Origin of the sequence: Microcella sp. (assembly GCF_046296455.1) — a bacterium.
In the GTDB taxonomy this organism is placed as follows: Bacteria; Actinomycetota; Actinomycetes; order Actinomycetales; family Microbacteriaceae; genus Microcella.
The window spans coordinates 62,309-86,216 of record NZ_JBKBLF010000006.1; the positions used below are offsets into that span (position 1 = coordinate 62,309).

General features: G+C 70.2%; 24 protein-coding genes and 1 other RNA gene. 14 read left to right on the forward strand and 11 right to left on the reverse strand.

The genetic code is table 11. From position 1 onward, the window contains the following. Positions 1 to 36: 36 nt before the first annotated feature. Genes ACK4HH_RS04750 through ACK4HH_RS04760 form a run of 3 tightly spaced genes read right to left on the reverse strand, consistent with a single transcriptional unit; the run spans position 37 to position 3,324 of the window. A complete protein-coding gene (locus tag ACK4HH_RS04750; protein WP_409648788.1) occupies positions 37 to 1,131 on the reverse strand; it encodes a glycosyltransferase in 1,095 nt (364 codons plus the stop codon). After that, positions 1,128 to 2,057 (reverse strand): hypothetical protein, encoded by a 930-nt coding sequence (locus tag ACK4HH_RS04755; RefSeq protein WP_409648791.1) that lies wholly within the window; start codon positions 2,055 to 2,057, stop codon positions 1,128 to 1,130. Before ACK4HH_RS04755 ends, ACK4HH_RS04750 begins: the two co-directional genes overlap by 4 nt. Before the next feature lie 46 nt (positions 2,058 to 2,103). Then, on the reverse strand, positions 2,104 to 3,324 hold the full coding sequence (locus tag ACK4HH_RS04760) for an MFS transporter (RefSeq protein ID WP_409648794.1): 1,221 nt from the start codon (positions 3,322 to 3,324) through the stop codon (positions 2,104 to 2,106). 44 nt (positions 3,325 to 3,368) lie between these two features. On the opposite strand from ACK4HH_RS04760, the gene prfB reads away from it, so the two are divergent. From prfB to smpB, 5 genes are all read left to right on the forward strand, one after another. Beyond that, the gene (prfB, locus tag ACK4HH_RS04765; RefSeq protein ID WP_409648797.1) at positions 3,369 to 4,478 is read left to right on the forward strand and encodes a peptide chain release factor 2; all 1,110 of its coding nucleotides are present in this window, start codon (positions 3,369 to 3,371) and stop codon (positions 4,476 to 4,478) included. A gap of 28 nt (positions 4,479 to 4,506) precedes the next feature. Next, positions 4,507 to 4,875, forward strand: coding sequence for a VOC family protein (locus ACK4HH_RS04770; RefSeq protein WP_409648800.1), 369 nt, complete (start codon positions 4,507 to 4,509; stop codon positions 4,873 to 4,875). A 75-nt stretch (positions 4,876 to 4,950) separates the two neighbouring features. Continuing rightward, on the forward strand, positions 4,951 to 5,709 hold the full coding sequence (gene ftsE / locus ACK4HH_RS04775) for a cell division ATP-binding protein FtsE (RefSeq protein ID WP_409648803.1): 759 nt from the start codon (positions 4,951 to 4,953) through the stop codon (positions 5,707 to 5,709). Next, positions 5,706 to 6,620 (forward strand): permease-like cell division protein FtsX, encoded by a 915-nt coding sequence (ftsX, locus tag ACK4HH_RS04780; protein WP_409648806.1) that lies wholly within the window; start codon positions 5,706 to 5,708, stop codon positions 6,618 to 6,620. Before ftsE ends, ftsX begins: the two co-directional genes overlap by 4 nt. An 84-nt stretch (positions 6,621 to 6,704) precedes the next feature. Further along, positions 6,705 to 7,181, forward strand: coding sequence for an SsrA-binding protein SmpB (gene smpB / locus ACK4HH_RS04785; protein ID WP_409648808.1), 477 nt, complete (start codon positions 6,705 to 6,707; stop codon positions 7,179 to 7,181). Between the two features lie 17 nt (positions 7,182 to 7,198). On the opposite strand, the gene ACK4HH_RS04790 is transcribed toward smpB, so the two are convergent. Further along, a complete protein-coding gene (locus tag ACK4HH_RS04790; RefSeq protein ID WP_409648811.1) occupies positions 7,199 to 8,710 on the reverse strand; it encodes a hypothetical protein in 1,512 nt (503 codons plus the stop codon). Between the two features lie 152 nt (positions 8,711 to 8,862). Beyond that, positions 8,863 to 9,534 carry an SIMPL domain-containing protein gene (locus ACK4HH_RS04795; RefSeq protein WP_409648814.1) on the reverse strand — a complete coding sequence of 224 codons (672 nt, stop codon included), beginning with the start codon at positions 9,532 to 9,534 and terminating at the stop codon, positions 8,863 to 8,865. 158 nt (positions 9,535 to 9,692) lie between these two features. Here ACK4HH_RS04795 and ssrA point away from each other — a divergent pair. The 6 genes from ssrA to ACK4HH_RS04825 all read left to right on the forward strand — a co-directional run bounded on the left by ssrA (position 9,693) and on the right by ACK4HH_RS04825 (position 13,141). Continuing rightward, positions 9,693 to 10,064, forward strand: a transfer-messenger RNA (tmRNA) gene (gene ssrA, locus ACK4HH_RS04800). Positions 10,065 to 10,128: 64 nt separating this feature from the next. Continuing rightward, positions 10,129 to 10,503, forward strand: coding sequence for a YccF domain-containing protein (locus tag ACK4HH_RS04805; protein ID WP_409648817.1), 375 nt, complete (start codon positions 10,129 to 10,131; stop codon positions 10,501 to 10,503). Beyond that, a complete protein-coding gene (locus ACK4HH_RS04810; RefSeq protein WP_409648820.1) occupies positions 10,500 to 11,393 on the forward strand; it encodes an EamA family transporter in 894 nt (297 codons plus the stop codon). Before ACK4HH_RS04805 ends, ACK4HH_RS04810 begins: the two co-directional genes overlap by 4 nt. A 64-nt stretch (positions 11,394 to 11,457) precedes the next feature. Beyond that, positions 11,458 to 11,901 carry a hypothetical protein gene (locus ACK4HH_RS04815; RefSeq protein ID WP_409648823.1) on the forward strand — a complete coding sequence of 148 codons (444 nt, stop codon included), beginning with the start codon at positions 11,458 to 11,460 and terminating at the stop codon, positions 11,899 to 11,901. Continuing rightward, a complete protein-coding gene (locus ACK4HH_RS04820; protein WP_409648826.1) occupies positions 11,895 to 12,134 on the forward strand; it encodes a helix-turn-helix transcriptional regulator in 240 nt (79 codons plus the stop codon). The genes ACK4HH_RS04815 and ACK4HH_RS04820 overlap by 7 nt, the downstream gene beginning before the upstream one ends. Continuing rightward, positions 12,131 to 13,141, forward strand: coding sequence for an NAD(P)-dependent alcohol dehydrogenase (locus ACK4HH_RS04825; RefSeq protein WP_409648829.1), 1,011 nt, complete (start codon positions 12,131 to 12,133; stop codon positions 13,139 to 13,141). Before ACK4HH_RS04820 ends, ACK4HH_RS04825 begins: the two co-directional genes overlap by 4 nt. Here the strand turns inward: ACK4HH_RS04825 and ACK4HH_RS04830 are convergent. The 5 genes from ACK4HH_RS04830 to aroA form a co-directional block, all read right to left on the reverse strand. Further along, positions 13,138 to 13,647, reverse strand: coding sequence for a septum formation family protein (locus ACK4HH_RS04830; protein ID WP_409648832.1), 510 nt, complete (start codon positions 13,645 to 13,647; stop codon positions 13,138 to 13,140). The genes ACK4HH_RS04825 and ACK4HH_RS04830 overlap by 4 nt on opposite strands. An 11-nt stretch (positions 13,648 to 13,658) precedes the next feature. Then, positions 13,659 to 14,177, reverse strand: a complete 519-nt coding sequence (locus ACK4HH_RS04835) for a septum formation family protein (protein ID WP_409648835.1) — start codon at positions 14,175 to 14,177, stop codon at positions 13,659 to 13,661. A 73-nt stretch (positions 14,178 to 14,250) separates the two neighbouring features. Next, entirely contained in the window at positions 14,251 to 15,096 is an 846-nt protein-coding gene (locus ACK4HH_RS04840) for an inositol monophosphatase family protein (protein ID WP_409648838.1), read from the reverse strand. Continuing rightward, positions 15,093 to 16,160 carry a ribosome small subunit-dependent GTPase A gene (gene rsgA / locus ACK4HH_RS04845; RefSeq protein ID WP_409648840.1) on the reverse strand — a complete coding sequence of 356 codons (1,068 nt, stop codon included), beginning with the start codon at positions 16,158 to 16,160 and terminating at the stop codon, positions 15,093 to 15,095. The genes ACK4HH_RS04840 and rsgA overlap by 4 nt, the downstream gene beginning before the upstream one ends. Beyond that, positions 16,157 to 17,575 carry a 3-phosphoshikimate 1-carboxyvinyltransferase gene (gene aroA / locus ACK4HH_RS04850; protein ID WP_409648843.1) on the reverse strand — a complete coding sequence of 473 codons (1,419 nt, stop codon included), beginning with the start codon at positions 17,573 to 17,575 and terminating at the stop codon, positions 16,157 to 16,159. Before aroA ends, rsgA begins: the two co-directional genes overlap by 4 nt. 126 nt (positions 17,576 to 17,701) lie before the next feature. Between aroA and ACK4HH_RS04855 the strand changes: the two genes are divergently transcribed. Then, positions 17,702 to 18,316 carry a sigma-70 family RNA polymerase sigma factor gene (locus ACK4HH_RS04855; RefSeq protein ID WP_255160971.1) on the forward strand — a complete coding sequence of 205 codons (615 nt, stop codon included), beginning with the start codon at positions 17,702 to 17,704 and terminating at the stop codon, positions 18,314 to 18,316. Then, a complete protein-coding gene (locus ACK4HH_RS04860; RefSeq protein ID WP_255159850.1) occupies positions 18,313 to 18,552 on the forward strand; it encodes a zf-HC2 domain-containing protein in 240 nt (79 codons plus the stop codon). Before ACK4HH_RS04855 ends, ACK4HH_RS04860 begins: the two co-directional genes overlap by 4 nt. Here ACK4HH_RS04860 and ACK4HH_RS04865 read toward each other — a convergent pair whose 3' ends face one another. Next, on the reverse strand, positions 18,553 to 22,314 hold the full coding sequence (locus ACK4HH_RS04865) for a multifunctional oxoglutarate decarboxylase/oxoglutarate dehydrogenase thiamine pyrophosphate-binding subunit/dihydrolipoyllysine-residue succinyltransferase subunit (protein WP_409648846.1): 3,762 nt from the start codon (positions 22,312 to 22,314) through the stop codon (positions 18,553 to 18,555). 131 nt (positions 22,315 to 22,445) lie between these two features. Here ACK4HH_RS04865 and ACK4HH_RS04870 point away from each other — a divergent pair, with 131 nt between their 5' ends. Further along, positions 22,446 to 23,885, forward strand: coding sequence for a GuaB1 family IMP dehydrogenase-related protein (locus ACK4HH_RS04870; protein WP_409648849.1), 1,440 nt, complete (start codon positions 22,446 to 22,448; stop codon positions 23,883 to 23,885). Positions 23,886 to 23,908 lie beyond the last annotated feature (23 nt).

The following is a 23,908-nucleotide window of genomic DNA, read 5'->3' on the forward strand; positions in this document are numbered from 1 at the left end:
GAACGACTCTCTCTTTCGGGTGCGCTCAGCCTAGCTTCACGCCGGCGTCGGGCGCGGGTTTTCTGCCGAGGCGAGGTCTGACCGCATGAGCTGCAGGTGGTCGCGGTGCTCGGCAGGCACGCCGTCGAGGGTCAGCAGCCGCTCGACCTCGGTGCGTGCGAGCGCACGATGGCCGATGCGCCAGGCTGCGTCGGCGCGCTCGAAGGCCGCCGCCCAGCGGTAGACCTCGGCGTCGACGAACAGGGTGTCGTCGGGCAGCTCGAGGGCCGCGGCCGCACTGGCGAAGACCCACGCGGCATGGTGCTGGCGCAGCAGCCGGTGGCGGCGGGCGAGTCGGTAGAGCGGTTCGGCGCGCTCGGGGCGAGCATCCCATGCCCGGATCATGGCGTCGGTCGCTGTTGGCGAGGCGATCGCCTCTTCGATCAGGGCCGCCTGGTAGAGCGACCAGAACACCTCTTCGGCCCAGCCGCCCATGGTCGCGCGCCGTCGGTACTGCTGCAGGGCCAGCTCGCGCTCGCCGGCGTCTCGATAGGTCTGCGCCAGGTAGAAGACCGTGCGGCTCGAATCGGGGTGCTCGAGCAGGTCGAGGCCGAGCAGGGCGGCGTCGCGCTCGAGCTTCACCTGGTGCGACGAACCGTCGGCGACGTGCGTGATGCGCAGGCCGTCGAACCACTCGGTTCGATACGGAGCGGTGCTCGAGAGGTGCTCGTGCGTGCGCCCCACGTAGTGCCACGGGCGGCTGCCGCGCACGAGGTAGGGCATGCGGTACGAGACCCCGCCGTTGACGGGCACGAGCGCGGCATCGGCCGAGAAGGCCGCGAGCTGCTCGGCCAGGTCGGCGTCGGCATCGACGATCATGTCGGCGTCGAGCAGCAGCAGCCAGTCGGCCCCGTCGGTCGCCCAGTCGACGAGCTCGGAGCGGTTGTGCCCGAAGTCGACCCACGTGCTGCGCCGCAGCTCGCCCGCAACCCCCGCGAGGGAGGTCTCGATGAGCGCCACGGTGTCGTCGGTCGACCCGGTGTCGATGATGCGCCACGAGTCGATGAGCGGCAGCACGGAGGCGAGGGCGCGCTGGATGATCGGCGCCTCGTCGCGCACGATCATGGCCAGGCGCACGCCCGTTCCCCTCACGCGGTCACCCCGATCGGCCGTCGCACGGGGTCGAGCCGCTCGAGCACGCCCGCGATCGGCAGGCGCGCCAGCCAGGCTTCGCGGTCGGCCACGCCGAAGGTCATGAGAAGGTCGCCGCCCTCGCGGGCGGCTCCCGCAGCGAACTCGACGCCGAATCCGGTGAGGCGCAGTCGAGGCGACGCCCGAGCGACGAGCCCGTCGCCGCCGATGGTGACGAAACGGTGCAGGTAGGCCCGACCGGTGGGCAGCAGGTGGCTCTCGTGCACCACGAACAGGGTCTCGCCATCGTCGAGGTCGACCGGGCCCGCCCCGCCGCGGGTACTCGGTCCGAGGCCGCTCGATCCGCGCTCATCGAGATCGGACGTCCCCGTCGCGGGGTCGATTGTGATGATGCGCAGCGGGTCCCACGAGTACACCGCGCGAACGGCACCCGATATCGGCCAGGGGATCCAGTTCTTCTCGTGCCGGCCGGGCCGCGGGCTGTCGACGAGCACCTCGGCGACGACGTCGTCGCCCTGCGGCACGAGCAGCGCGATGCGGCAGACTCCCGATTCGTCCACATCGCGCACGGTCGCGAGCCCGCAGATGCCCGCCTCGCCGGCGAACAGCCGCACGTCCTCCCAGCCCTGCACGGGGAATGACGAGGGGGTGCGGTCGGTATGGATCTGCAGCGGACGAGGTTGTCGACTCTCGCCGTCGACCAGGTCGATGAGCACGGTCTGCGATCGGATCACGGTGTCGGGCATCTCGTAGCGCCCAGCGTCGGTCAGGCGGTAGTTGGCGCTGCGCACCCCAATCGTGGTCGTGCCGGCGGTGCGCACGATCGACGGGTTGAAGCGCGACCACCCCGGTTGCACGGGCGGCGTCAGCGGCTCGAGCGTGACCGCGGGGGCCCACTGCGCGAGCAGCGGGGGAACGGTCGCCATGCGGGCCACTGTAGCGCCGCATCCCGCGAGCCGTCGGTCGCGGGGCTCAGCGGTCGCGCGGCAGGTAGCGTGGGATCATCCAGGCCAGCATCCCGCCACCGACGAGACCGAGCACGCCCAGCACGCCCGCGCCGACCGCGAGCGAGAAGGCCGCGGTGAGCCCGGCCAGCAGCAGGGGAGCCCCGGCTCCGCCGGCATCCAGAATCAAGCGCCACGCGCCGAGGAAGAGCGCGGGGTCGGTGCGGCCGGCGAGGTCGCTGCCCATCGTCATCAAGATGCCCGCACCGATGCCGTTCGCGAGCGCGAGACCGATCGCGACGCCGACGAACCACGCGACCGGGTCGGCGGCGGCCGCCGAGAGCGCGAGCACGATGAACCCCACCCCGAGCCCGAGCGTCGACGGCACGGCCGTGTAGAGCCGGCCGAAGCGGTCCATGAGCCAGCCGCCCAGGTAGAAGAGGGCGAAGTCGACCGCGGCGGTGGCGCCGATGATCGTCGCCGTCTGGGCGTCGCCGAGCCCGATGCTCACGGCCCACAGGGGCAGCAGCACCTGCCGGCTGGCGCGCAGGGCCGAGACGGTGAGCGCGGCGAGCCCGAGCCGAGCGAGAACGTCACGGCGCGCGCCGATCGTGCGCAGCACGTCAAGGGGGCGCACGGCCGGGCGTTCGACCTCGGGGTCGCGACGCAGCAGGCCCTCGGGGTCGGGCAGCAGCAGGAGGCTCGCGGCGACGCCGACGAGCGTCGCGATCGCGAACCAGTAGACGGCCCCGGTCTCGCCGGTGAGCGTGATGATGAGCGCGCCGACGAAGGGGCCGATCATGAGCCCGAGCCGAAACACCCCGCCGAGCGTCGACAGGGCACGCGCACGGTAGGCCGCGGGAACCGCGGTTGTCAGCAGGGCGTGCCGGGCCAGGGCGAAGACCGCGGCCGAGGCGCCCAGCACGAGCATTCCGAGACCGAGCAGGGCGACCGTGGGGGCGAGCGCCGAGATCGCAATGCCCACCCCGGCCGAGCCCAGGGCGCCGAGCATGGCCGCCCGTTCGCCAAGGCGCGCGACGATCCAGCCCGCGGGAAGGTCGCCGAGCAGCTGGCCGACGAGCAGCAGCGCCGCCACGAAGCCGGCGGCGGCGAGATCGGCCCCGACCTGCGCGGCGAGCGAGGGGATGAGGGGGATGATCGCGCCCTCGCCGATGGTGAACAGCAGCGTGGGCAGCAGGGCGGGCGCGACGATCGACCGCCAGCGGAACTCGGGCTCGGGCGTCGACATCTCGCCGTTCAGCGTACGCGCCCGCGGGTAGGCTGGCTGGCGACATGATCGATCTGGACTTCGCCGAGCGCATCGCCGCCGCCCGCAGCACTTTCGCCGACATCCGCGCCGTCGTCGACGTCGAGCGCCTCGAGGCCGACATCGCCGCGCTCAACGAGCAGGCGGGCGCGCCCGACCTGTGGGACGACACGGCGAACGCGCAGAAGGTCACGAGCGCGTTGAGCCACCGGCAGAGCGAGCTCAAGCGCATCACCGAGCTGCAGGCCAAACTCGACGACCTCGACGTGCTCATCGAGATGGCGCGCGAGGCCGACGACGCCGACGCAGCCGCCGAGGCGGCGAGCGAGCTCGACGGCATCGAGAAGGCGCTCGCCGAGATGGAGGTGCAGACGCTGCTCGACGGCGAGTACGACGCGCGCCCCGCGGTCGTCACGATCCGCGCCGGGGCCGGCGGGGTCGACGCGGCCGACTTCGCCGACATGCTGCTGCGCATGTACCTGCGCTGGGCCGAGCAGCACAAGTACCCCACGACGGTCATGGACATCTCGTACGCCGAAGAGGCGGGCATCAAGAGCGCGACCTTCGAAGTGGATGCGCCCCACGCCTTCGGAACCCTCAGTGTCGAGGCGGGCACGCACCGCCTCGTGCGCATGTCGCCGTTCGGCGCCGCGGGCAAGCGGCAGACGAGCTTCGCCGCGGTCGAGGTGATTCCGCTGCTCGAAGAGAGTGCCGAGATCGAGGTGCCCGAGTCCGACATCCGGGTCGATGTGTTCCGCTCCTCAGGCCCCGGCGGGCAGTCGGTCAACACGACCGACTCGGCCGTGCGCATCACCCACCTGCCGACCGGCCTCGTCGTGTCGATGCAGAACGAGAAGAGCCAGATCCAGAACCGAGCGGCCGCGATGCGCGTGCTGCAGTCGCGCCTGCTCATCATGCAGAAAGAGCAGGAGGCGGCGACGAAGAAAGAGCTCGCCGGCACCATCACGGCCAGCTGGGGCGACCAGATGCGCTCGTACGTGCTCGCGCCGTACCAAATGGTGAAAGACCTGCGCACCGAGCACGAGGTCAACAACCCCTCGGCGGTCTTCGACGGCGACCTCGACGGCTTCATCGCCGCGGGCATCAAGTGGCGCAAGCAAAAGCCCGTCGACTAAGCCGCGCCGCGCCCGTAGAGCGCTCGCCATGGTGAGCATCAACATCGTCGAGATCCCCGCCCGCCGCCTCGAGCAGGCGCTCGACTTCTACGCGACCGTCTTCGCGATCGAGCTCGAGCTGACCGAGATCGACGGCCAGCGCATGGTGTTCTTCCCCTCTGACGACCCGACCGGCCCCGCGATCGCGATCACCGAGGGCGACGACTACCAGCCGAGCGGGGAGGGCATCCGCCTGTACATCACGGTCGACGACGTCGAGGCCGTGCTCGCGCGGGCGGTGGATGCGGGGGGCGAGATCGCGGCAGAGGTCGACGTCGTCGAGGGCTGGGGCGCCTACGCGGCGTTCCGCGATCTCGAGGGCACGGTCATCGGCATCACGCAGCCCGAGGCCGGCTAAGCGCGTTCTGAGAACCGTGCCCCCGCGGGTGTCGCACCCGCTTGTCGTGCGGCGCGCGGCTTACGCTGACCCTCGATGATTCGATTCGACGAGGTCTCTAAGGTCTACCGCGGAACGGCGAGGCCGGCGCTCAACGGCGTCAGCCTCGAGATTCTCAGCGGCGAGTTCGTGTTCCTCGTGGGCGCCTCCGGTTCGGGAAAGTCGACGTTCCTGCGCCTCGTGCTCAAAGAAGAGAAGCCGTCGGCCGGAGCGATCCACGTGCTCGGGCAAGATCTTGGCCGCATTTCGAGCCGCAAGGTGCCGTACTTTCGCCGGAACCTCGGCGTCGTCTTCCAAGACTTCCGCCTGCTGCCGAACAAGACGGTCTTCGACAACGTCGCGTTCACGCTGCAGGTCATCGGCAAGAGTAAGGGTTTCATCCACGAGGCGGTTCCCGACGCCCTGCAGACCGTCGGCCTCGATGGCAAGGCGCAGCGGTTTCCGCACGAGCTCTCGGGCGGCGAGCAGCAGCGCGTGGCGATCGCCCGCGCCGTCGTCAACAAGCCCGCGATCATGCTCGCCGACGAGCCCACAGGCAACCTCGACCCCGAGACGAGCGCGGGCATCATGGCGCTGCTCGAGCGCATCAACGCCAACGGCACGACCGTCATCATGGCCACGCACGATGCGGGCATCGTCGACCGCCTGCAGCGCCGCGTGATCGAGGTCATCGGCGGCCGCATCGTTCGCGATGAGCGCGGGGGCGGCTACAAGACGCAGGCGACCCCGATCGTGAGCCAGGGCTTCGGCCTGACGCCCACCGCGGCTCCCCTGAGCACCGGGGGGCAGTCGTGAGGCTCGGGCTCGTGCTCGGCGAGGTCGGTCAGGGCCTGCGCCGCAACCTCAGCATGGTCATCTCGGTCGTGCTCGTCACGTTCATCTCGCTGACCTTCGTCGGCGCGGCGATCCTGCTGCAGATGCAGATCACCCAGATGAAGTCGTACTGGTTCGATCGGGCGCAGGTCGCGGTCTACATGTGCACCGAGTTCTCGACGGTCGGCGGCTGCGACCAGCAAGCCGCCACCCCCGAGCAGGTCGCGCTCGTCGAGGCGCAGCTCGAGAGCGAGACGCTCGCCCCCTTCATCGACACCTTCTACTTCGAGACCCAGCAGCAGGCCTACGAGAACTTCCAAGAGCAGTTCGCGGGCGACGCGGTGGCCGACCTCATCACGCCCGAGCTGCTGCCCGAGGCGTTCTGGGTCAACCTCATCGACCCGACCCAGAGCGCGATCCTCGCCGACGCGCTCGGCGGGCTCGCGGGGGTCGAGAGCATCGTCGACCAGCGCAGCTACCTCGACCAGATCTTCGACATCCTCAACGCCTCGAGCCTCACGGCCATCGGTATCGCGGCCCTCATGCTCGTCGCCGCCGCGCTGCTCATCGCCACGACCATTCGGCTCAGCGCGTTCTCGCGCCGCCGCGAGATCGGCATCATGCGCCTGGTCGGCGCATCCAACCGGTTCATCCAGACGCCGTTCATCATCGAGGGGGTCGTCGCGGCGCTCATCGGATCGGTGCTCGCGGGGCTCGCCGTCGTCGGACTCGTGCAGTTCTTCGTGCAGGGCTACCTCGCCGAGACGCTGCCGCTCACCTCGTTCGTCGGGCTGTCGGATGCCCTGCTCGTGGTGCCCATCCTGCTCGGTGCGGGCGCCCTGCTGGCGGCGCTCTCGGCCAACGTCGCCATCACCCGATACCTGCGCGTCTAGCGTTCGCGACCTCGGCCGGTATGCTGGAGGGCTGCGCTCGAGGTGAGCGCAGCATCCACAGGCCGATCGCGCAGGAGGTGAACCGTGCCGAAGGAGAAGGGCGAGAAGGTCGTCGCGACCAACCGCAAGGCGCGGCACGACTACACGATCGAAGACACCTACGAAGCCGGCCTGGTGCTGAGCGGCACCGAGGTGAAGTCGCTGCGTATGGGTCGGGCGAGCCTCGTCGACGGCTACGGCTTCATCGACCGCGGTGAGGCATGGCTCGACGCCGTGCACATTCCCGAGTACACGCAGGGCACGTGGACCAACCACCCGCCCCGCCGCAAGCGCAAGATGCTGCTGCACAAGGCGCAGATCATCAAGATCAGCAACAAGGTCAAAGAGGGCGGTTACACCCTCGTACCCCTGCGCATCTACTTCAGCGACGGGCGCGCCAAGGTCGAGCTCGCCGTCGCGAAAGGCAAGAAGGAGTACGACAAGCGGCACGCGCTGCGCGAGCGGCAAGACAAGCGCGAGGCCGACCGCGCCATGCGCACGCGCAACCGACTCGGCGACTAGCGCGCGAGTACCGCGGACTACTCCTGCGGAGCGGGCACCGCGCCGGTCAGCTGCGGGTCGCGGTGGAACATCGGCCACGACCCGATGTCGTCGACCGTTGCACCATCGCTGCCGGGAATCGAGTAGTGCCGCACGATGCTGCGCAGCTGCACTCGACCCGACACCATCTCGCCCACGTAGCCGGCGATCGTCACCCCGACGGTTCCGTCAGAGCGCTCGGTGACGAGGGGCGAGTTCTGCAGCCCGATGCCGTTGATGCTGTGAACGATCTCGCCCGTTCGACCGTCGAGGATCCGCAGCCCGCTCGTGGTCGGAACGAGCACGCTCTGGTAGCCGTTGCCGAGATCGGCCGTGACCACCGAGCCGACCACGCCGCCGGTGACGCTGGTTCGCCAGATCGTGCCGCCGGTGGGGCCTTCGAGAGCCCAGACGCTCGTGCTCGACGAGCTCACCCGGGCGGCGATGACGACATCGAGCGAGCCATCGCCCTTGATGTCGGCGAACGCCGGGCTCGACGCGGTCGAGCCGTCGAGCTGCTTGCGCCACACATCGCCGCAGCGGTCGTTGATCATGAAGATGAACTTCGTCGCGGTCTGATTCGGGTAATAGGTTCCGGTGCCGAAGGCGATGCCGGTCTCACCGTCGGCGAGCACCGGTCCGACCGCGGGCGACGACTGCACGACCTGGTTGGTGCGCCGCTCGCAGACGAGGCCGCGGTTGGGGTACTTCTCGCCGGCGCGACCCGTGGGCTTGAGAATGCGCAGGGCCCCGCCGTTGCCGTACGTGCGGTAGTACGACGTGCCCGCCGTCGAGTCGGCGCCGGTGATGACGTAGTCGCGCCCGGTGCCGTACAGGTCGTAGAGGGCGGCCGTTGAGAAGGTCGAGTCGGCCGCGACCCACCAGAAGCCCGAGATGTTCTTGCCCGACTCGGTCGCCAGCGCGTAGTGCAGCTGCCCCATCGTGGGCGCGTAGGCGTCGAGCGTCGACGGACCGCGCAAGTGGCCGAGCGATACCGAGGCCTTGACGCCGCGCGTGCCCGCCTGGGTCGGGTGGGCGCGCGGAGTGACCTTCCACATCACGGCGCCGGTGTTCTTGATCTTCCAGATGCCGCCCTTGCTGGGGCTCGCGCTGCCTCCGACCCCCACGTAGACGCGGGCGGTGTCGCCGCTGCCCGAGACGGAGGGGGTCGAGTCGACGACGATGCCGCCCGTGCGCACCGGCCAGCCGCTCACCCACGAGCCGTCAGAGAGGTGCAGGGCCCAGATGTTGCCCGCGCGGTCGCCCACCACGACAGCGGGGCCGCCGTTGTCGAGCGTCACGACGTTGGGCGATGAGGTGGCGATGGGCTTGCCGAGCGTGCCGCCGCGGCGCTCCCACTCGAGGCACAGCGTGTCGCCGCACGCGTTGGCGGCGGGCGCCACGGCCGTGGTCGACACCGCAGCCTGCGGCGTCGCCGCCGTCTCGACCGCGGTGGCAGGGCTGATGCCCGCGGCCAGCACGAGAGCGGCGCCGACCGCCGTCGCCGCCATCGAACGACGCGTCTTTTTCGGTGCCCGAACCACGTGGATCCCCCCTGCGCATCCCCCCGGATGCGACTGAGGTCAGGGTACCGCCGAGCAGGCCTCGGCACCCACCCCCGAAGGGGGTGCATTGTTCGCTTCGCGCATACCGCTCGGGCGGCTCAGGCGCTGAACCGCGCGTCGACGGCGACCTCGATCGTGATGGGCTGCGGGCGCAGCGCGAAACCGCCGCCGCCGGCGTCCATCGCCATCGACATGGCCTTCTCGAAGCGCGGCTGCGGCATCGGGCCGGGTGCCGCGCCGTCGAGCATGCCGGGGTCGGCGAGGGCGACCGCCACGACATCCGACCGGCCGACCGCCGCGGCCAGCGCCTGGGCCTTGCCGAGCGCGTCGCCGACCGCGAGGGTGCGGGCTTCGGACTGCGCGGCCGAGAGCCGGGCATCCGTCAGCGACCATTCGAGGCCCTCGATCGTGACCGAGGGATGCGCCGAGAGCGCGTCGACGAGCGCGGCGACGGCAGCGGCCTCGGCCGTGAGGGTCGCCCGACCCGCGGCCGCGGCCCGGTGCACGAGCGGTGCCTGGCTGCCGTCGTTCGTCCAGGGGCGTTGCGCGCTCACCGTCACCTGGTCGGCCGACCACGCGAGCACGGGGCCCGACCGCGCATCGTGCCGGTCGGCGAGCATGCTGCTGATCGTCGCGAGCGCCGCGCTGACCGCGTCGACCACCGGCGCACGGTCGGGGCCGTCGGCGGCCACGGTGAAGCGCAGATCGGCGCGCTCGGGCTCGAGCTCGATGCGGGCGGTGCCCTGCACGGTGAGGGTGAGGGGGGTCATCATGGGCCTCCTGTCGGCGGTGACGTATACTGTAGGGCTACGCCGAGAACGGCGTCTGATCGCCGGGCCTCGAGCCGCGGCCCCCACAACTCCACAGTGCGTGACAGCGACCCGCCCGGGTCGGGTTCTCCTCGCGAGAACCATGCCCGGGTGACCGAGGGGATGATCGGTTTCGACATCGCCTGCGAAACGGTGAGAAGCGGGTCGAGGATGCAGGGTTATCTCGTTAACGATCTCTGCAAACAACAGGTGCCAATGCTAAGCGCACCGACTTCGCTCTCGCCGCCTAGGCAAGAGTAGTTAAGTCCGTCAGCCCGGGTTCGTCTCCGCCCCGGTCGCTGGCGTCATGAAGGAGACTTGCTGCGTGCCTGCGTCTCAGGTGCACGCGGGACTTTCACTGAGGCTGGGCTCGTCGACCTAGGGGTCTGCAACAAAGGTCGGAGCCGAGCAGAACGATTCAGCAGACTACGCCCGTAGAAGGCTCCGGCTCACAGCGATGGACGGGGGTTCAATTCCCCCCATCTCCACCGCGAAGGAACGCTGTCACGCACTGTTGGACCAATCCGGTGCGATTCGCTCTGCCAGACTGGGCGGATGCGCACCCTGCTCAACATCATCTGGCTCGTGCTCTCGGGCTTCTGGCTGTTTCTCGGCTACGCCCTCGCGGCGCTCATCATGTTCGTGCTCATCGTCACGATCCCGTGGGGCATCGCCGCGTGGCGTATCGGCGTGTACTCGCTCTGGCCGTTCGGCAAGACCGTTGTCGATAAGCCGACCGCGGGCGCATGGTCGGTCATCGGCAACATCGTGTGGGTGCTGCTCGCGGGCTTCTGGCTCGCGATCGGCCACGTGACCTCGGCGATCGCGCTCGCGATTACGATCATCGGAATCCCGTTCGCGTGGGCGAACCTGAAGATGGTGCCGGTGGCGCTGCTGCCCCTCGGCAAAGACATCGTCGACCAGCGGTGAGCCTGCGGCACTCGCTGCTGGCCCTGCTCGTCGTCGTCATCTGGGGCGCGAACTTCGTCGTCATCGACGCGGGGCAAGAGGATGTCCCACCCCTGCTCTTCCTCGCCCTGCGCTTTCTCGTGGTGTGCGTACCGGCGGTCTTCCTGCTGAAGCCGCCCGGCATCGGGTGGCGGCAGCTGCTTCTGGTGGGCGGATTCCTCAGCCTCGGCCAGTTCGCCCTGCTCTACCTGGGGCTCGCGCTCGGCATGCCGCCCGGGCTGGCATCGCTGCTGCTGCAGACCCAGGTCATGTTCTCGATCGTGGTCGCCGCGCTGCTGCTGCGCGAGCGCCCCACGCGCCGTCAGCTCATCGGTATCGCGATCGGCATGCTCGGTCTGGCCCTCGTCGTGGTCGGCCACTCGCAGTCGGCGCCGTGGATGCCGCTCGTCGTCACGCTCGCAGCGGCCCTCGCGTGGGCGATCGGCAACGTGCTCGCCCGGCGCGCGCAGGCGAGTTCGGGCCTCTCGCTCGTGGTCTGGTCGGGACTCGTCGTGCCGCTGCCGGCCCTCGCCCTCTCGCTCGTCGTCGACTCGCCGCCCGTGGTCTGGCAGGCGCTCACCAACCTCTCGTGGGTGGCGATCGGCAGCACGGTCTACACCGCGGTGTTCGCGAGCCTCATCGGCTACGGCATCTGGAACTCGCTGCTCGCGCGGTACCCGACGAGCGCCGTCGTGCCGTTCACGCTGCTCGTACCCGTCGTGGGCATCCTCGCCGCCTGGCTCGTGCAGGGCGAGGTGCCGACCACGACCGAGTTCATCGGCGGCGCCATCATGCTCGCGGGGCTCGCTGCGGCGGTGCTGCAGCCCCGGCGTCCGCAATTCTCGACGCTGAGTAAACAAAACTTGACATGATGTAACAACTGCTTTACCTTCGAGTGTGTCAAGGATTCTTGACACCGACCGAAGGGAGGCCGTCATGGCCGAGCACGACATGGGCTTCGAAGAGAAGATCGCGTGGGCCGGGGTGATCGTCTCGATCGTCCACTTCACGATCTACCTCAGCGTGCTGCTGACGCGCGCCGCCACGACCCCGATGCCCGAGACGCCGTACATCGACGCAATGCTATGGAGCATCGGCGCGTCGATCGTCGTCATGATCATCGTCTCGATCGTCGTCGCTGTCACCACGCACCGCGACGGCCACGAGATGGATATCCGCGACAAGCAGATCAAGGCGCGCGCCGAGTTCACCTCGCGCGGCCTGCTCATCGCCGCCGCGCTCGCCGCGCTCATCTTCGCGATGCTCGAGCTCGATCCGTTCTGGATCGCGAACGTGCTCTACCTCGGCTTCTTCCTCTCGGCGATACTCGAGACCGTCACGAAGATCGCCCTGTACCGCGGGGGAGTGCCGGCATGGTGAAGCCCACGCGCGTCGCGAACAGCATCCGCGCCCTGCGATTCGCGGCCGGCGAGATGACGCAGGCCGACCTCGCCGAGCGGGTCGGTGTCACCCGCCAGACCATCATCGCCATCGAGCAGGGCAAGTACTCTCCCTCGCTCGAGGTCGCCTTCCAGATCGCGCACGCCCTCGGGGTGCGTCTCGACGAGGTCTTCAGCTACCCCACCACCACCACCAACGGAGAATCCGCATGACCACCACGACCGCCACGATGACCGCCATCACCCAGCACGCCTACGGCGGCACCGAGGTTCTCGCCGTCGGGCGGGTGCCCGCACCGACGCCGAAGCCCGACCAGGTGCTCGTGCGTGTGCACGCCGTCAGCCCCGACTCGGGCACCGTGCACCTCTTGACGGGCGACCCCTACGCGGTGCGCCTGGCCCTCGGGCTGCGCCGACCGCGCCAGACGGTCATCGGCCTCGCCTTCGCGGGAGTGATCGAGCAGGTCGGCAGCGAGGTCACCGGGCTCTCGGTCGGCGACCGCGTGGCCGGCACTGCGTGGGCGGCGTTCGCCGAGCTGGTCGTCGCCGCTCCGGCGAAGATCGCGCGCATTCCCGACGGGGTGTCGATGGTGGATGCCGCGGCTCTGCCGGTCTCGGCCTCAACAGCCCTGCAGGCGGTGCGTGACAGCGCCCGCGTGCAGTCGGGCCAGCGCGTGCTGATCATCGGCGCGGGCGGCGGGGTTGGATCGTTCATGGTGCAGCTCGCCGTCGCCGAGGGCGCGCGGGTCACGGGAATGGCGAGCGCGGGCAAAGCCGCGTTCGTGCGCTCGCTCGGAGCCGAGCAGGTCATCGACTACCGAACGACTCCCGACCCTGCCGATTGGGGGCGCTTCGACGTCATCATCGACGCGGCCGACGGTCGGGCGCTGCACGTGCTGCGTCGTGCGCTCACCGAGCGGGGCACGCTCGTGATCGTCGGCGCCGACAAGGCCGGTGGCCGGTTGCTGCGCGGCACCGACCGTCAGCTGCGGGCCGTCATGCTCGACCCCTGGGTGCGTCATCGGCTCACCGCCGTGATGCAGCGCGAGAACAGGGCCGACCTCGAGACGCTGCTCGGCATGGTCGACGACGGCCGTCTCTCATCGTCGATCGACGAGGTCGCCGGCATCGACGGAGCGATGGCTCTCATCGACCGCCTCGCGGCACAGCAGACGCGCGGCAAGGCCGTGATCGCGCTGCTGCCCGAGCTGCTGCGCTAGTCGGTGACGCCCTCGAGGGTTCCCGTCACGGGACCCTCGGGGTCGTAGATGACGCACAGCACTTCGCGGTCGCCGGTGGCCCAGCTCTCGGCGGTGGGGTAGTAGAAGCTGAAGTCGAAGCGCGACTCGAGGTAGGGCTCGCCGACGAACTGCTCGAACGCCGGCAGGCACAGCGCTTCGGCCTTGTCGACGACGATGTCGTCGCCGGGGTACTGCGATTGGCCGAGCAGGTGCGCCGAGTAGATCTCGCTGTCGTGCGGTTCGTCGCACGGCACGGTGGGCACTGTCTGCACCTCGCCCGTGGCCGTACCGTCGTCGAGGCAGTCACCCACCTGCAGGGCGAAAGCGTCGGTCTGCTCGTTGGGCTCGATGATTCGCCCGTCGTCGTCGCGCACAGGTTCATCCGCCGGCACGAGTGGCCCGAAGGCGCTGCAGGCGCTGAGCGCGACCACGGCGGCGCCGATCACGAGGATCGCGATCGGGCGCCGCCGGGTCGACAGGGTCATGATGCGGATGCTCAGCGACCGATGTTCTGCAGTGAGCCCGTGACCTGGCCGGCCTCGTCGTAGATCGTGCAGAGGATCTCGCGGTCGCCACCGGCCCAGCTGCCCTCGGTGGGGAAGTAGTAGCTGTAGTAGTAGATCGAGTCGGCGTACTCGGTGCCCGTGAAGCCCGGGAAGGCTTCGAGGCAGGCGGCGTCTGCCTCGGCGATGACCGCCTCGCTGCCGGGGAAGGTGTCGCCCTCCATGATGATCGAGGCGTAGATCTCGCTGTCGTGGGGCTCGTCGCACGGCACGGTCGGGATCGTCTCGACCGTCTCGGAGGCGGTCGCGTCGTTGAGACAGTCACCCACCTGCAGGGTGAAGACGTCGGTGTTGTCGTTGCCCTCGACGACCTGGCCGTCGTCGTCGCGCGTGGCGGTTCCGCCGCCCGTGAACTGGTCGAGGATGCTGCACCCGCTCAGGGCGATGCCGGCGGCGGCGATGGTCACGATGGTGAGTGCACGCGCCCAGGGCGCGGAGGAGACGATGGTCACGGGGGCTCTTTTCGGCTCAGGGTGGAGGGGTGGATGAGGGCGGGCGCTGCGGTGCCCGTTCTCGAGTGCGAGCCTACTCAGGCTTGAGCCGTCGCAACACCTCATCGTGCAGCAGTCCATTCGTGGCGAGGGCGCTGCCATGCCACGGCCCCTCTGCGCCGTCGACCGAGCTGAACCGCCCGCCGGCCTCTTCGACGATGGGCTGCAGTGCCGCCATGTCGTAGGGCTGCAGGTCGAACTCACCCGCGACATCGATGGCGCCCTCTGCCACGAGCATGTACGACCACATGTCGCCGATGGCTCGAGCTCGCCACACGGCGCGGGTCAGGTCGACGATCTGCGGCAGGCGCCCTGCGTCGTCCCACCCCGGCAGGCTGTTGTAGCTCAGCACGGCATCGGCGAGCTCGCTCACGCCACTGACGCGCAAGCGGCGGGGTGCCGCGCCCCGAGCGGCCGCGTGGGCTCCGAGGCCGCGGGCCGCCCACCACCGCTGGCCGAGGGCGGGTGCGCTCACGACGCCGACGACGGGCACGCCGTCGATCGCGAGGGCGATGAGGGTGCCCCAGATGGGCACGCCCCGCAAGAAGTTCGCCGTTCCGTCGATGGGGTCGATGATCCACTGGCGGTGCGCACCGCTGCCCGAGCCGGCCGCTGTGCCGTACTCTTCGCCGAGAACGCCGTCGGCGGCGCGCTGCGCGCTCAGTCCCTCGCGAATCACCCGCTCGACGGCCTGATCGGCGTCCGTGACCGGCGTGCGATCGGGCTTGGTGGTCACCGTCAGATCGACCGCGCGAAACCGGTCGAGCGACACGGCGTCGGCCCGGTCGGCGAGGTCGAGGGCGAGCGCGAGGTCGGCAGCGAGGTCGGTGTCGGCGACGCCGCGCGGGTCGTCAGCGGGCGTACGGGATGCGGGGCTCACGGTCTCAGCGTATCGGCGCCGGTTCGCCCGCTCGGGGTCATGAGCGTCGTCAGCAGGCGCTGCAGCGAGTCCAGCCGCTCGGCACCGTACTCGCCGAGTTCGCCGGCCGCGGCCCGCTCGACGAGTTCGCAGTCGGGCGCGTCGGGCAGGTGGGTGCAGCCGCGCGGGCAACTCGCCCCGATCTCGGCCAGATCGCCGAACGAGCGCAGAATATTGTCGGGGTCGACGTGGCCGAGACCGAACGAGCGCACGCCTGGGGTGTCGATGATCCACCCGCCGCCGGGGAGCCGCAGCGACACGGTGGAGGACGAGGTGTGGCGGCCACGGCCGGTGACGGCGTTGACGACGCCGGTCGCGCGCCGGGCATCCGGAACCAGGGCGTTGACGAGGGTCGACTTGCCGACGCCCGAATGCCCCACCGCGACGGTCGTGCGGTCGCGCAGCATCGCGCGCAGCTCGTCGACGGGCGGAGCGTCGGAGCGGCTCGTGACGACGCGCAGCGCGAGCCCGCGAAACTGCGCGAGGAACGGCGCGGGGTCGGCGAGGTCGGACTTCGTCATGACCAGCAGCGGTTCGATACCCGCGTCGAAGGCCGCCACGAGGTAGCGGTCGACCAGTCGGGGTCGCGGTTCGGGGTTCGCGGCGGCCACGACGATGAGCAGCTGGTCGGCGTTCGCCACGATGATGCGCTCGACGGCATCGGTGTCGTCGGCGCTGCGGCGCAGCAGGGTGCGCCGTTCGTGGATGCGCACGATGCGGGCGAGCGAGCCCTCGGCCCCGCTCGCATCGCCCACGAGGTCGACCCGATCGCCCGTGACGATCGCATTCGTGCGCAGTTCGCGCGCCCGCGTGGCGATGACCTCGCGCTCGACTGAGCCGCCCTCGTCGACGAGGCACAGGTAGCGGCCCCGATCGACCGTGACGATGCGGCCGACGACGGCGTTCTCGTGGGCGGGGCGCTGCTTCGAGCGCGGGCGGTTGGCTTTGGGGTTGGGCCGCGCCCGGATGAGCGACTCGTCGTACTGCTCGTACGGATCGTCGTCGTCGGGCGGCAGCCAGCTCACGGAAGCCCTGCCGGATCCGCGCCGCCCGACTGGTCGAGCATCGCGCTCCACAGCTCGGCGAACTGCGGCAGCGTCTTCGCGGTCGAGCCGATGTCGTCGACCCGCACACCGTCGACGGCGAGCCCGATGATCGCTGCGGCTGTGGCCATGCGGTGGTCTTCGTAGGCGCGCCACGGCCCGCCGTGCAGCGGGCGCGGCTCGATCGCGAGCCCCTCGGCGAGCTCGGTCACCGCGCCCCCGAGCGCCGTGATCTCAGCCGCGAGGGCGGCAAGGCGGTCGGTCTCGTGCCCCCGCAGGTGGCCGATGCCCGTGATCGTGCTCGGGGTGCTCGCGAGCGCGGCGAGCGCGACGATCGCGGGGGCGAGCTCGCCGCCCGTCGAGAGGTCGAGGTCGACGCCGGGCACGGTCGAGCCGCCGAGGAGTCCGGCGCCGCCGTCGACCACGAGCGTCGCGCCGTCGCGCCGCACGCTCGCCCCGAAGAGCGGCAGCAGCGACTCGAGATCGGCGCCGACCTGCGTGGTCGCTCGCGGCCATCCATCGATCGTCACGGTCCCACCGGCGACGATCGCGGCGACGAGAAACGGTGCGGCGTTCGAGAGGTCAGGCTCGATCGCGAGCTCGCGGCCCGCGATGGGCCCGGCGGGCACGACCCAGACGCCGGGCTCGGGGCTCTCGACGACCACGCCGCGGTCGGCGAGCGCGGCGATCGTCATCTCGATGTGCGGCATCGAGGGCAGGCGCTCGCCCGTATGGCGCAGCACGAGGCCCTCGGTGAAGCGCGGGGCGGCGAGCAGCAGCCCCGACACGAACTGGCTCGAGGCCGAGGCGTCGATGGCGACCTCGCCGCCGCGAACGGCACCTGTGCCCCACAGGCTGAAGGGCAGGGCGCCACGACCGTCATCGTTGACGTCGACGCCGAGCGCGCGCAGCGAGTCGATCGTCGTGCGCATGGGGCGGCGCCGGGCGCTCTCGTCCCCGTCGAATGCGACCGGGCCGAGCGCGAGTGCGGCCACGGGCGGCAGAAACCGCATGACGGTGCCCGCGAGCCCGCAGTCGATCGCGGTGCTGCCCGAGAGCTCGGTCGGGGGAGTGATGCGCAGATCGGGGCCGTACTCGCCGTCGCCCGCGACCTCGTCGATCCCGACGCCGAGCGACCGCAGGGCCTCGATCATGAGCATCGAGTCGCGCGAGTGCAGCGGCCGGCGCAGCAGCGAGGGTCCGTCGGCGAGCGCTGAGAGCACGAGCTCGCGGTTGGTGAGGCTCTTGGAACCGGGCAGGGTGAGCCGGGCATCCAGCGGCGAGGTCGCCCGGGGGGCGAGCCACTCGTCGTCATGGCCGAGGCCGGCGGAGACGCCCGTCAGCTGCTCGTCGCCGTAGGACGTGAACCGAGCTCCGGAATAGGTGAAGACCTGCATCGGTTATCAGGGTAACGGCACCCGCTGGTGCCCGCCGCCCCGCACGAGAGGAACCGCATGACGACGCTGCTGCTGGATGCTCCCGTCGCGGGCCCGGCGCAGGCGCGCTCGCTAGACTCGCGCGTGATGACCGAGATGACCGACGAGCTCGCCGAGCGCCGCCGCCTGTTCCAAGAGCAGGCGCTGCCGTTCATGGACCAGCTGTACGGCGCCGCCATGCGCATGACCAAGAATCCGGCCGACGCCGCCGACCTCGTGCAAGAGACCTTCGTCAAGGCCTTCGCCGCCTTCGCGCAGTTCGAGCAGGGCACGAACCTCAAGGCCTGGTTGTACCGCATCCTGACGAACACGTTCATCAACGTGTACCGCAAGAAGCAGCGCGACCCGTACCAGGGCACGATCGACGAGCTCGAAGACTGGCAGCTCGGCGGGGCCGAGTCGGCCACGTCGACCACGACGCGTTCGGCCGAGGCCGAGGCGATCGACCGCATGCCCGCGAGCGCGGTGAAAGATGCGCTGCAGTCGATCCCCGAAGACTTCAGGCTGGCGGTCTACTTCGCCGACGTCGAAGGCTTCTCGTACCAAGAGATCGCCGACATCATGAAGACGCCCGTCGGAACCGTCATGAGCCGCCTGCACCGCGGCCGACGCCTGCTGCGGGAACTGCTGGCCGATTACGCACGGGAGCGCGGCATGACCGCCCCGGATGCGGCCGCCACGACGAGAGGGAGCACGCGATGACCGACTGCGGCTGCGACAAGGCGAAGCAAGAGCTCGAGGAGTTTCTGCACAACGAGCTCACCCCCGAGCAGTGCGGCGACATTCGCGAGCACCTGGCGAACTGCGACGACTGCTCGGCCGAGCACCTGGTGGGCATCACCCTGACCACGAAGGTCAAAGAGGCGTGCCAAGAGAAGGCGCCCGACGAGCTTCGCAGCCTCGTGCTGGGCGCCATCTCGACGCTGGATGCGCGCTAACTAGCTCAGCGCGGCATCCATGATGTCGGCGTGCTCTTGCGCGCTGCGCTTGCTCGAACCCGTCGCCGGCGAGGCCGAGGCGTGCCGCGAGACCACCCGCATGGGGCGCATGCCGCGCTTCTGCGCTTCGAGCGCCAGGAACGGCCAGGCGCCCTGGTTCTCGGGCTCGTCTTGCACCCACACCACCTCGGCGTTCGGGTAGCGGTCGAGCACGGTGCGCAGCGATGCCTCGGGCAGCGGGTGGAACTGCTCGAGGCGCACGAGGGCGACCCCGGTCGTTCCCCGCTTCTCGACCTCGGCCTTGAGGTCGTAGTGGATCTTGCCGGCGTGCAGCAGCACCCGGCGCACGGCGCCGGCATCCACGATCGTCGCGTCGTCGATGACGGGCTCGAAGCGGCCGCTCGTGAAGTCGGCGACCTCGCTCGTCGCTCCGCGCAGGCGCAGCATGGCCTTCGGGGTGAAGACGATGAGCGGGCGCCGCGGGCGGGCGTAGGCCTGGCGACGCAGCAGGTGGAAGTACGATGCGGGCGTCGAGGGCCGCGCGATCGTCATGTTCTCTTCTGCCGCGAGCTGCAAGAACCGCTCGATGCGCGCCGACGAGTGGTCGGGGCCCTGGCCCTCATAGCCGTGCGGCAGCAGCAGCACGACGCTCGAGCGCTGGTTCCACTTCTGCTCGGCCGACGAGATGAACTCGTCGATGATGGTCTGGGCGCCGTTGGCGAAGTCGCCGAACTGGGCCTCCCACAGCACGAGCGCGTCGGGGCGCTCGACCGAGTAGCCGTACTCGAAGCCCATCGCCGCGTACTCGCTCAGCAGCGAGTCGTAGATCCAGAACTTCGCCTGGTTCTCGCTCAGGTTGGCGAGCGGCAGCCACTCCTGGCCGTTGACGCGGTCGTGCAGCACCGCGTGGCGCTGCACGAAGGTGCCGCGGCGCGAGTCTTGCCCGGCCATGCGCACGGGCGTGCCCTCCATGAGCAGCGAGCCGAGGGCGAGCAGCTCGCCGAAGCCCCAGTCGATCTGGCCCTGACGGCTCATCTCGACGCGCTTCTTGAGCATCGCCTGCAGCTTGGTGTGCACGGTGAACCCGGCGGGCGGGTTGTCGTGCGCGTCGCCGATGTGCTGGATGACCGCCGCATCGACACCCGTCGACTCGGGCTCGCCCGCCAGGTCGTCGGTGTCGGGAGCCGGCGTGCCCGTGACGACGGGCATCGAGCCGGTCTGGGCCGCATGCGTCTCGGCGAAGGCGACCTCGAGGCGGTCTTGGAAGTCGCGGTGCGCGGCCTCGAACTCTTCTTCGGTGATGTCGCCGCGGCCGACGAGGGCCTCGGTGTAGAGCGTGCGCACGCTGCGCTTGGCCTCGATGAGGTTGTACATGAGCGGCTGGGTCATCGAGGGGTCGTCGCCCTCGTTGTGCCCGCGGCGGCGGTAGCAGACGAGGTCGATGACGACGTCGCGTTTGAACTGCTGCCGGTAGGCGAAGGCGAGCTCGGCCACGCGCACGACGGCTTCGGGGTCGTCGCCGTTGACGTGGAAGATCGGCGCCTGGATCGTCTTGGCGACGTCGGTCGAGTAGATCGACGACCGGCCCTCGCCGGGGGGCGTCGTGAAGCCGACCTGGTTGTTGACGACGACATGGATCGTGCCGCCCGTGCGGTAGCCGCGCAGCATGCTCAGCTGCAGGGTCTCGAGCACGACACCCTGACCGGCCATGGCCGCATCGCCGTGCACGAGCACCGCGAGCGTGCTGAAGGCGCCGTCGTTCTTGCGGTCTTGCTTGGCGCGCACGATGCCCTCGAGCACGCCGTTGACGGCCTCGAGGTGCGAGGGGTTCGCCGCGAGGTAGACCTCGATCTGCTGGCCCGCCGCCGAGGTGAACACGCCCTCGGTGCCGAGGTGGTACTTGACGTCGCCCGAGCCCTGCACCGACTTGGGGTCTTGCGTGCCCTCGAACTCGCGGAAGATCTGCCCGTAGGTCTTGCCCGCGATGTTGGCGAGCACGTTGAGGCGGCCGCGGTGGGCCATGCCGATCGCGACCTCGTCGAGCCCTTGCTCGGCGGCGCCCTGCAGCAGCTCGTCGAGAAGCGGGATGACGCTCTCGCCGCCCTCGAGGCTGAAGCGCTTCTGGCCGACGTACTTGGTCTGCAGGAAGGTCTCGAAGGCCTCAGCCTGGTTGAGCTTGCCGAGGATGCGCATCTGCTCGTCGTGCGTGGGCTTCTGGTACGGCTTCTCGAGGCGCTCTTGGAACCAGCGGCGCTGCTCCGGCTCCTGAATGTGCATGTACTCGATGCCGACCGTGCGGCAGTAGGTGTCGCGCAGTACGCCGAGCACCTCGCGCAGCAGCATCGAGCGGCGGCCGCCGAAGCCGGCGGTGACGAACTCGCGGTCGAGATCCCAGAAGGTCAGCCCGTGGCTCGAGATGTCGAGGTCGGGGTGGCTGCGCTGGCGGTACTCGAGCGGGTCGACGTCGGCCATGAGGTGGCCGCGCACGCGGTAGGCGTTGATGAGCTCGTGCACCCGTGCGGTCTTGTTGATCTGGTCGGCGAGGTCGACGTGGATGTCTTGCGCCCAGTGGATCGGGTCGTAGGGGATGCGCAGGTCGGCGAAGATGTCTTCGTAGAAGCGGCGCTCGCCGATCAGCAGCTCGTGCACCTTCTTGAGGAACTCGCCCGAGCCGGCACCCTGAATGACGCGGTGGTCGTAGGTGCTCGTGAGCGTGATGGTCTTGCCGATGCCGAGGTCGGCGAGGGTCGCCTGCGACATGCCCTGGAACTCGGCCGGGTACTCGAGGGCCCCGGCGCCGATGATGGCGCCCTGGCCCTTCATGAGGCGCGGCACCGAGTGCACGGTGCCGATGCCGCCCGGGTTGGTGAGCGAGATGGTGTTGCCCTGAAAGTCGGAGGCGGTGAGCTTATTGTCGCGCGCGCGCTTGACGACGTCTTCGTAGGCGGCGATGAAGTCGCCGAAGCCCATGCCCTCGCAGCGCTTGATGCCGGGAACCAGTAGCGACCGGGTGCCATCGGGCTTCGGCAGGTCGATCGCGATCCCTAAGTTGATGTGGGCGGGGGTGACGACCACGGGCTTGCCGTCGACCTCGTCGTAGAAGACGTTCTGGCTGGGGAACTCGCGCAGGGCGCGCACCATGGCCCAGGCGATGAGGTGCGTGAAGCTGACCTTGCCGCCGCGCGCGCGCTTGAGGTGGTTGTTGATGACGATGCGGTTGTCGATCATCAGCTTCGCGGGGATGGTGCGTACGCTCGTCGCGGTCGGCACCGTGAGGCTCGCATCCATATTGGTGGCGAGGGTCTTGGCCATGCCCTTGAGGGGCGTGACGATGTCGTCGAGCTCGCCGTCGCCGTCGGCGTCGACAGGCAGCGTCGTGGCGCCGGTCGCGGGCGCGGGGGCCTGCGCGGGGATGGGCGTGGGCTGCGGCGCGATCGAGGTGGTGCGCGCGACGGGCTGGCTGCCGGTGGCGGGCACCGCGGCCGAGGGCACCGATGCGCTGGGCACCGACGCGCTGGGCGCCGAGGCCGGGGCGGCCGCGGGGGCGGGCACCTCGACGGGCGTCGCCTCGGCGGCGGGGGCGGTGCTCGAGGCGGCGGTCGTCGACTGGTGGTACTTCTCGAGAATCGGCCACCAGGAGGGGTCGACTGCGTTCTTGTCGACCTTGTACTGCTCGTAGAGTTCGTCAACGAGCCACTCGTTGGCTCCGAATTCGCCCGCGGCGTTGCCGTCAGGGCCGACTCCGGTCACTTGGCTTGACACAGCCGACCGCCCACTTTCGCTTCACATCGATTGGGTTGGCACCGGCGGAGCCCTCGCTGGCACCGCCCGCACAAGCTTAACCGCTCCTGCACGCCGGTTTCGCCCTCGCGGGGGGCGAGTAGCGTTAATTCGTGCGATTCTTCCGCGAGCCTCCCGCCCATGACCTCACCTACAGCGACGTCTTCCTCATGCCGCAGCATTCCGCGGTCGGCAGCCGGCTCTCGGTGGACCTGACGGCGGAGGACCCGACGGGGCTGCGCATCCCCATCGTCGCCGCGAACATGACCTCGGTGACGGGGTCGCGACTGGCCGTCGCGCTCGCGCGCCGCGGCGGGCTCGCGGTGCTGCCGCAAGACGGATCGCCGCAGCAGCTCGACACCGCGATCCGCGCCGTCAAGGGCGCCTCGACCCTGCTCGACCCGCTCGTGCTCGTCGGCCGAGCGCACACGATCGCGGCCGCGCGGGCGCTCGTCGCCGACGTTCCCGGCGCCCTGCTGACGATCGTCGACGCCGAGGGTGTGCCCGAGCGCAGCATCCCGGCCAGTGCCCTGCGGTACGCGCTGCCCGACTCGGTCATCGGCGACCTCGTTGCGCCGAGCGTGCCCTCGATCGACGACGACGACGTCACCGAGCCGCGCGCGGCGTTCGCTCTCATCGACGCGGCGGGCGTCGAGGCCGTGGCGGTGCGCCACCACGGGCGCATCATTGGCTCGCTGAGCGCGCGCAGCGCCGTGCGGGCGACGATCTACCCGCCGGCGGTGGATGCTCACGGTCGGCTGCGCGTTGCGGCGGCGGTCGGCGTCACGGGCGATGCGGCCGCGCGGGCCGCCGCCCTCGTCGAGGCCGGCGTCGACGTCATCGTCATCGACACGGCGCACGGCCACCAGCAGCAGGCGGTGGATGCCGTGCGCGCGGTCGCCGCCCGCGACCTCGGCGTGCCCATCGTCGCCGGCAACGTCGTCACCGCCGAGGGCGTGCGCGATCTCGTCGAGGCCGGGGCGCACGTGCTGAAGGTCGGCGTCGGACCGGGTGCCATGTGCACGACGCGCATGATGACGGCCGTCGGCCGCCCGCAGTTCTCGGCCGTGCTCGACACGGCGGCCGCCGCTCGCGAGCTCGGCGCGCACGTGTGGGCCGACGGCGGCGTGCGCTACCCGCGCGACGTCGCGCTCGCTCTTGCGGCGGGTGCCTCGGCCGTCATGGTCGGCTCGTGGTTCGCGGGCACGCTCGAAGCACCCGGCGAACTCGAGGCCGACGAGCAGGGGCGCTGGTTCAAGAGCAGCTGGGGCATGGCCTCCACCAAGGCCGTCGAGCAGCGGTTCCAGCGGCTCGACGCCTTCGAGCTCGCGCGCAAGCGGTTGTTCGCCGAGGGCATCTCGAGCTCGCGCATCTATCTCGACCCCGAACGGCCCTCACTCGACGACCTGCTCGACATGATCACGTCGGGGCTGCGGTCGTCGATGACGTATGCGGGGGCATCCACGCTGCGCGAATTCCACGAACGCGCCGTCGTGGGCACGCAATCGGCGGCCGGGTACGAGGAGGGCAAGGCGCTGCCGGTGAGTTGGTGACTGATGCTCGCCGCTAGTGTCGT

Coding starts and splice junctions, on each gene's coding strand:
- ACK4HH_RS04755 (WP_409648791.1), bottom strand. CDS start 2,057: ATGGCGACCGTTCCCCCGCTGCTCGCGCAGTGGGCCCCCGCGGTCACG.
- ACK4HH_RS04760 (WP_409648794.1), bottom strand. CDS start 3,324: ATGTCGACGCCCGAGCCCGAGTTCCGCTGGCGGTCGATCGTCGCGCCC.
- prfB (WP_409648797.1), top strand. CDS start 3,369: ATGATCGATCTGGACTTCGCCGAGCGCATCGCCGCCGCCCGCAGCACT.
- ACK4HH_RS04770 (WP_409648800.1), top strand. CDS start 4,507: ATGGTGAGCATCAACATCGTCGAGATCCCCGCCCGCCGCCTCGAGCAG.
- ftsE (WP_409648803.1), top strand. CDS start 4,951: ATGATTCGATTCGACGAGGTCTCTAAGGTCTACCGCGGAACGGCGAGG.
- ACK4HH_RS04790 (WP_409648811.1), bottom strand. CDS start 8,710: ATGGCGGCGACGGCGGTCGGCGCCGCTCTCGTGCTGGCCGCGGGCATC.
- ACK4HH_RS04795 (WP_409648814.1), bottom strand. CDS start 9,534: ATGACCCCCCTCACCCTCACCGTGCAGGGCACCGCCCGCATCGAGCTC.
- ACK4HH_RS04805 (WP_409648817.1), top strand. CDS start 10,129: ATGCGCACCCTGCTCAACATCATCTGGCTCGTGCTCTCGGGCTTCTGG.
- ACK4HH_RS04815 (WP_409648823.1), top strand. CDS start 11,458: ATGGCCGAGCACGACATGGGCTTCGAAGAGAAGATCGCGTGGGCCGGG.
- ACK4HH_RS04820 (WP_409648826.1), top strand. CDS start 11,895: ATGGTGAAGCCCACGCGCGTCGCGAACAGCATCCGCGCCCTGCGATTC.
- ACK4HH_RS04825 (WP_409648829.1), top strand. CDS start 12,131: ATGACCACCACGACCGCCACGATGACCGCCATCACCCAGCACGCCTAC.
- ACK4HH_RS04830 (WP_409648832.1), bottom strand. CDS start 13,647: ATGACCCTGTCGACCCGGCGGCGCCCGATCGCGATCCTCGTGATCGGC.
- aroA (WP_409648843.1), bottom strand. CDS start 17,575: ATGCAGGTCTTCACCTATTCCGGAGCTCGGTTCACGTCCTACGGCGAC.
- ACK4HH_RS04855 (WP_255160971.1), top strand. CDS start 17,702: ATGACCGAGATGACCGACGAGCTCGCCGAGCGCCGCCGCCTGTTCCAA.
- ACK4HH_RS04860 (WP_255159850.1), top strand. CDS start 18,313: ATGACCGACTGCGGCTGCGACAAGGCGAAGCAAGAGCTCGAGGAGTTT.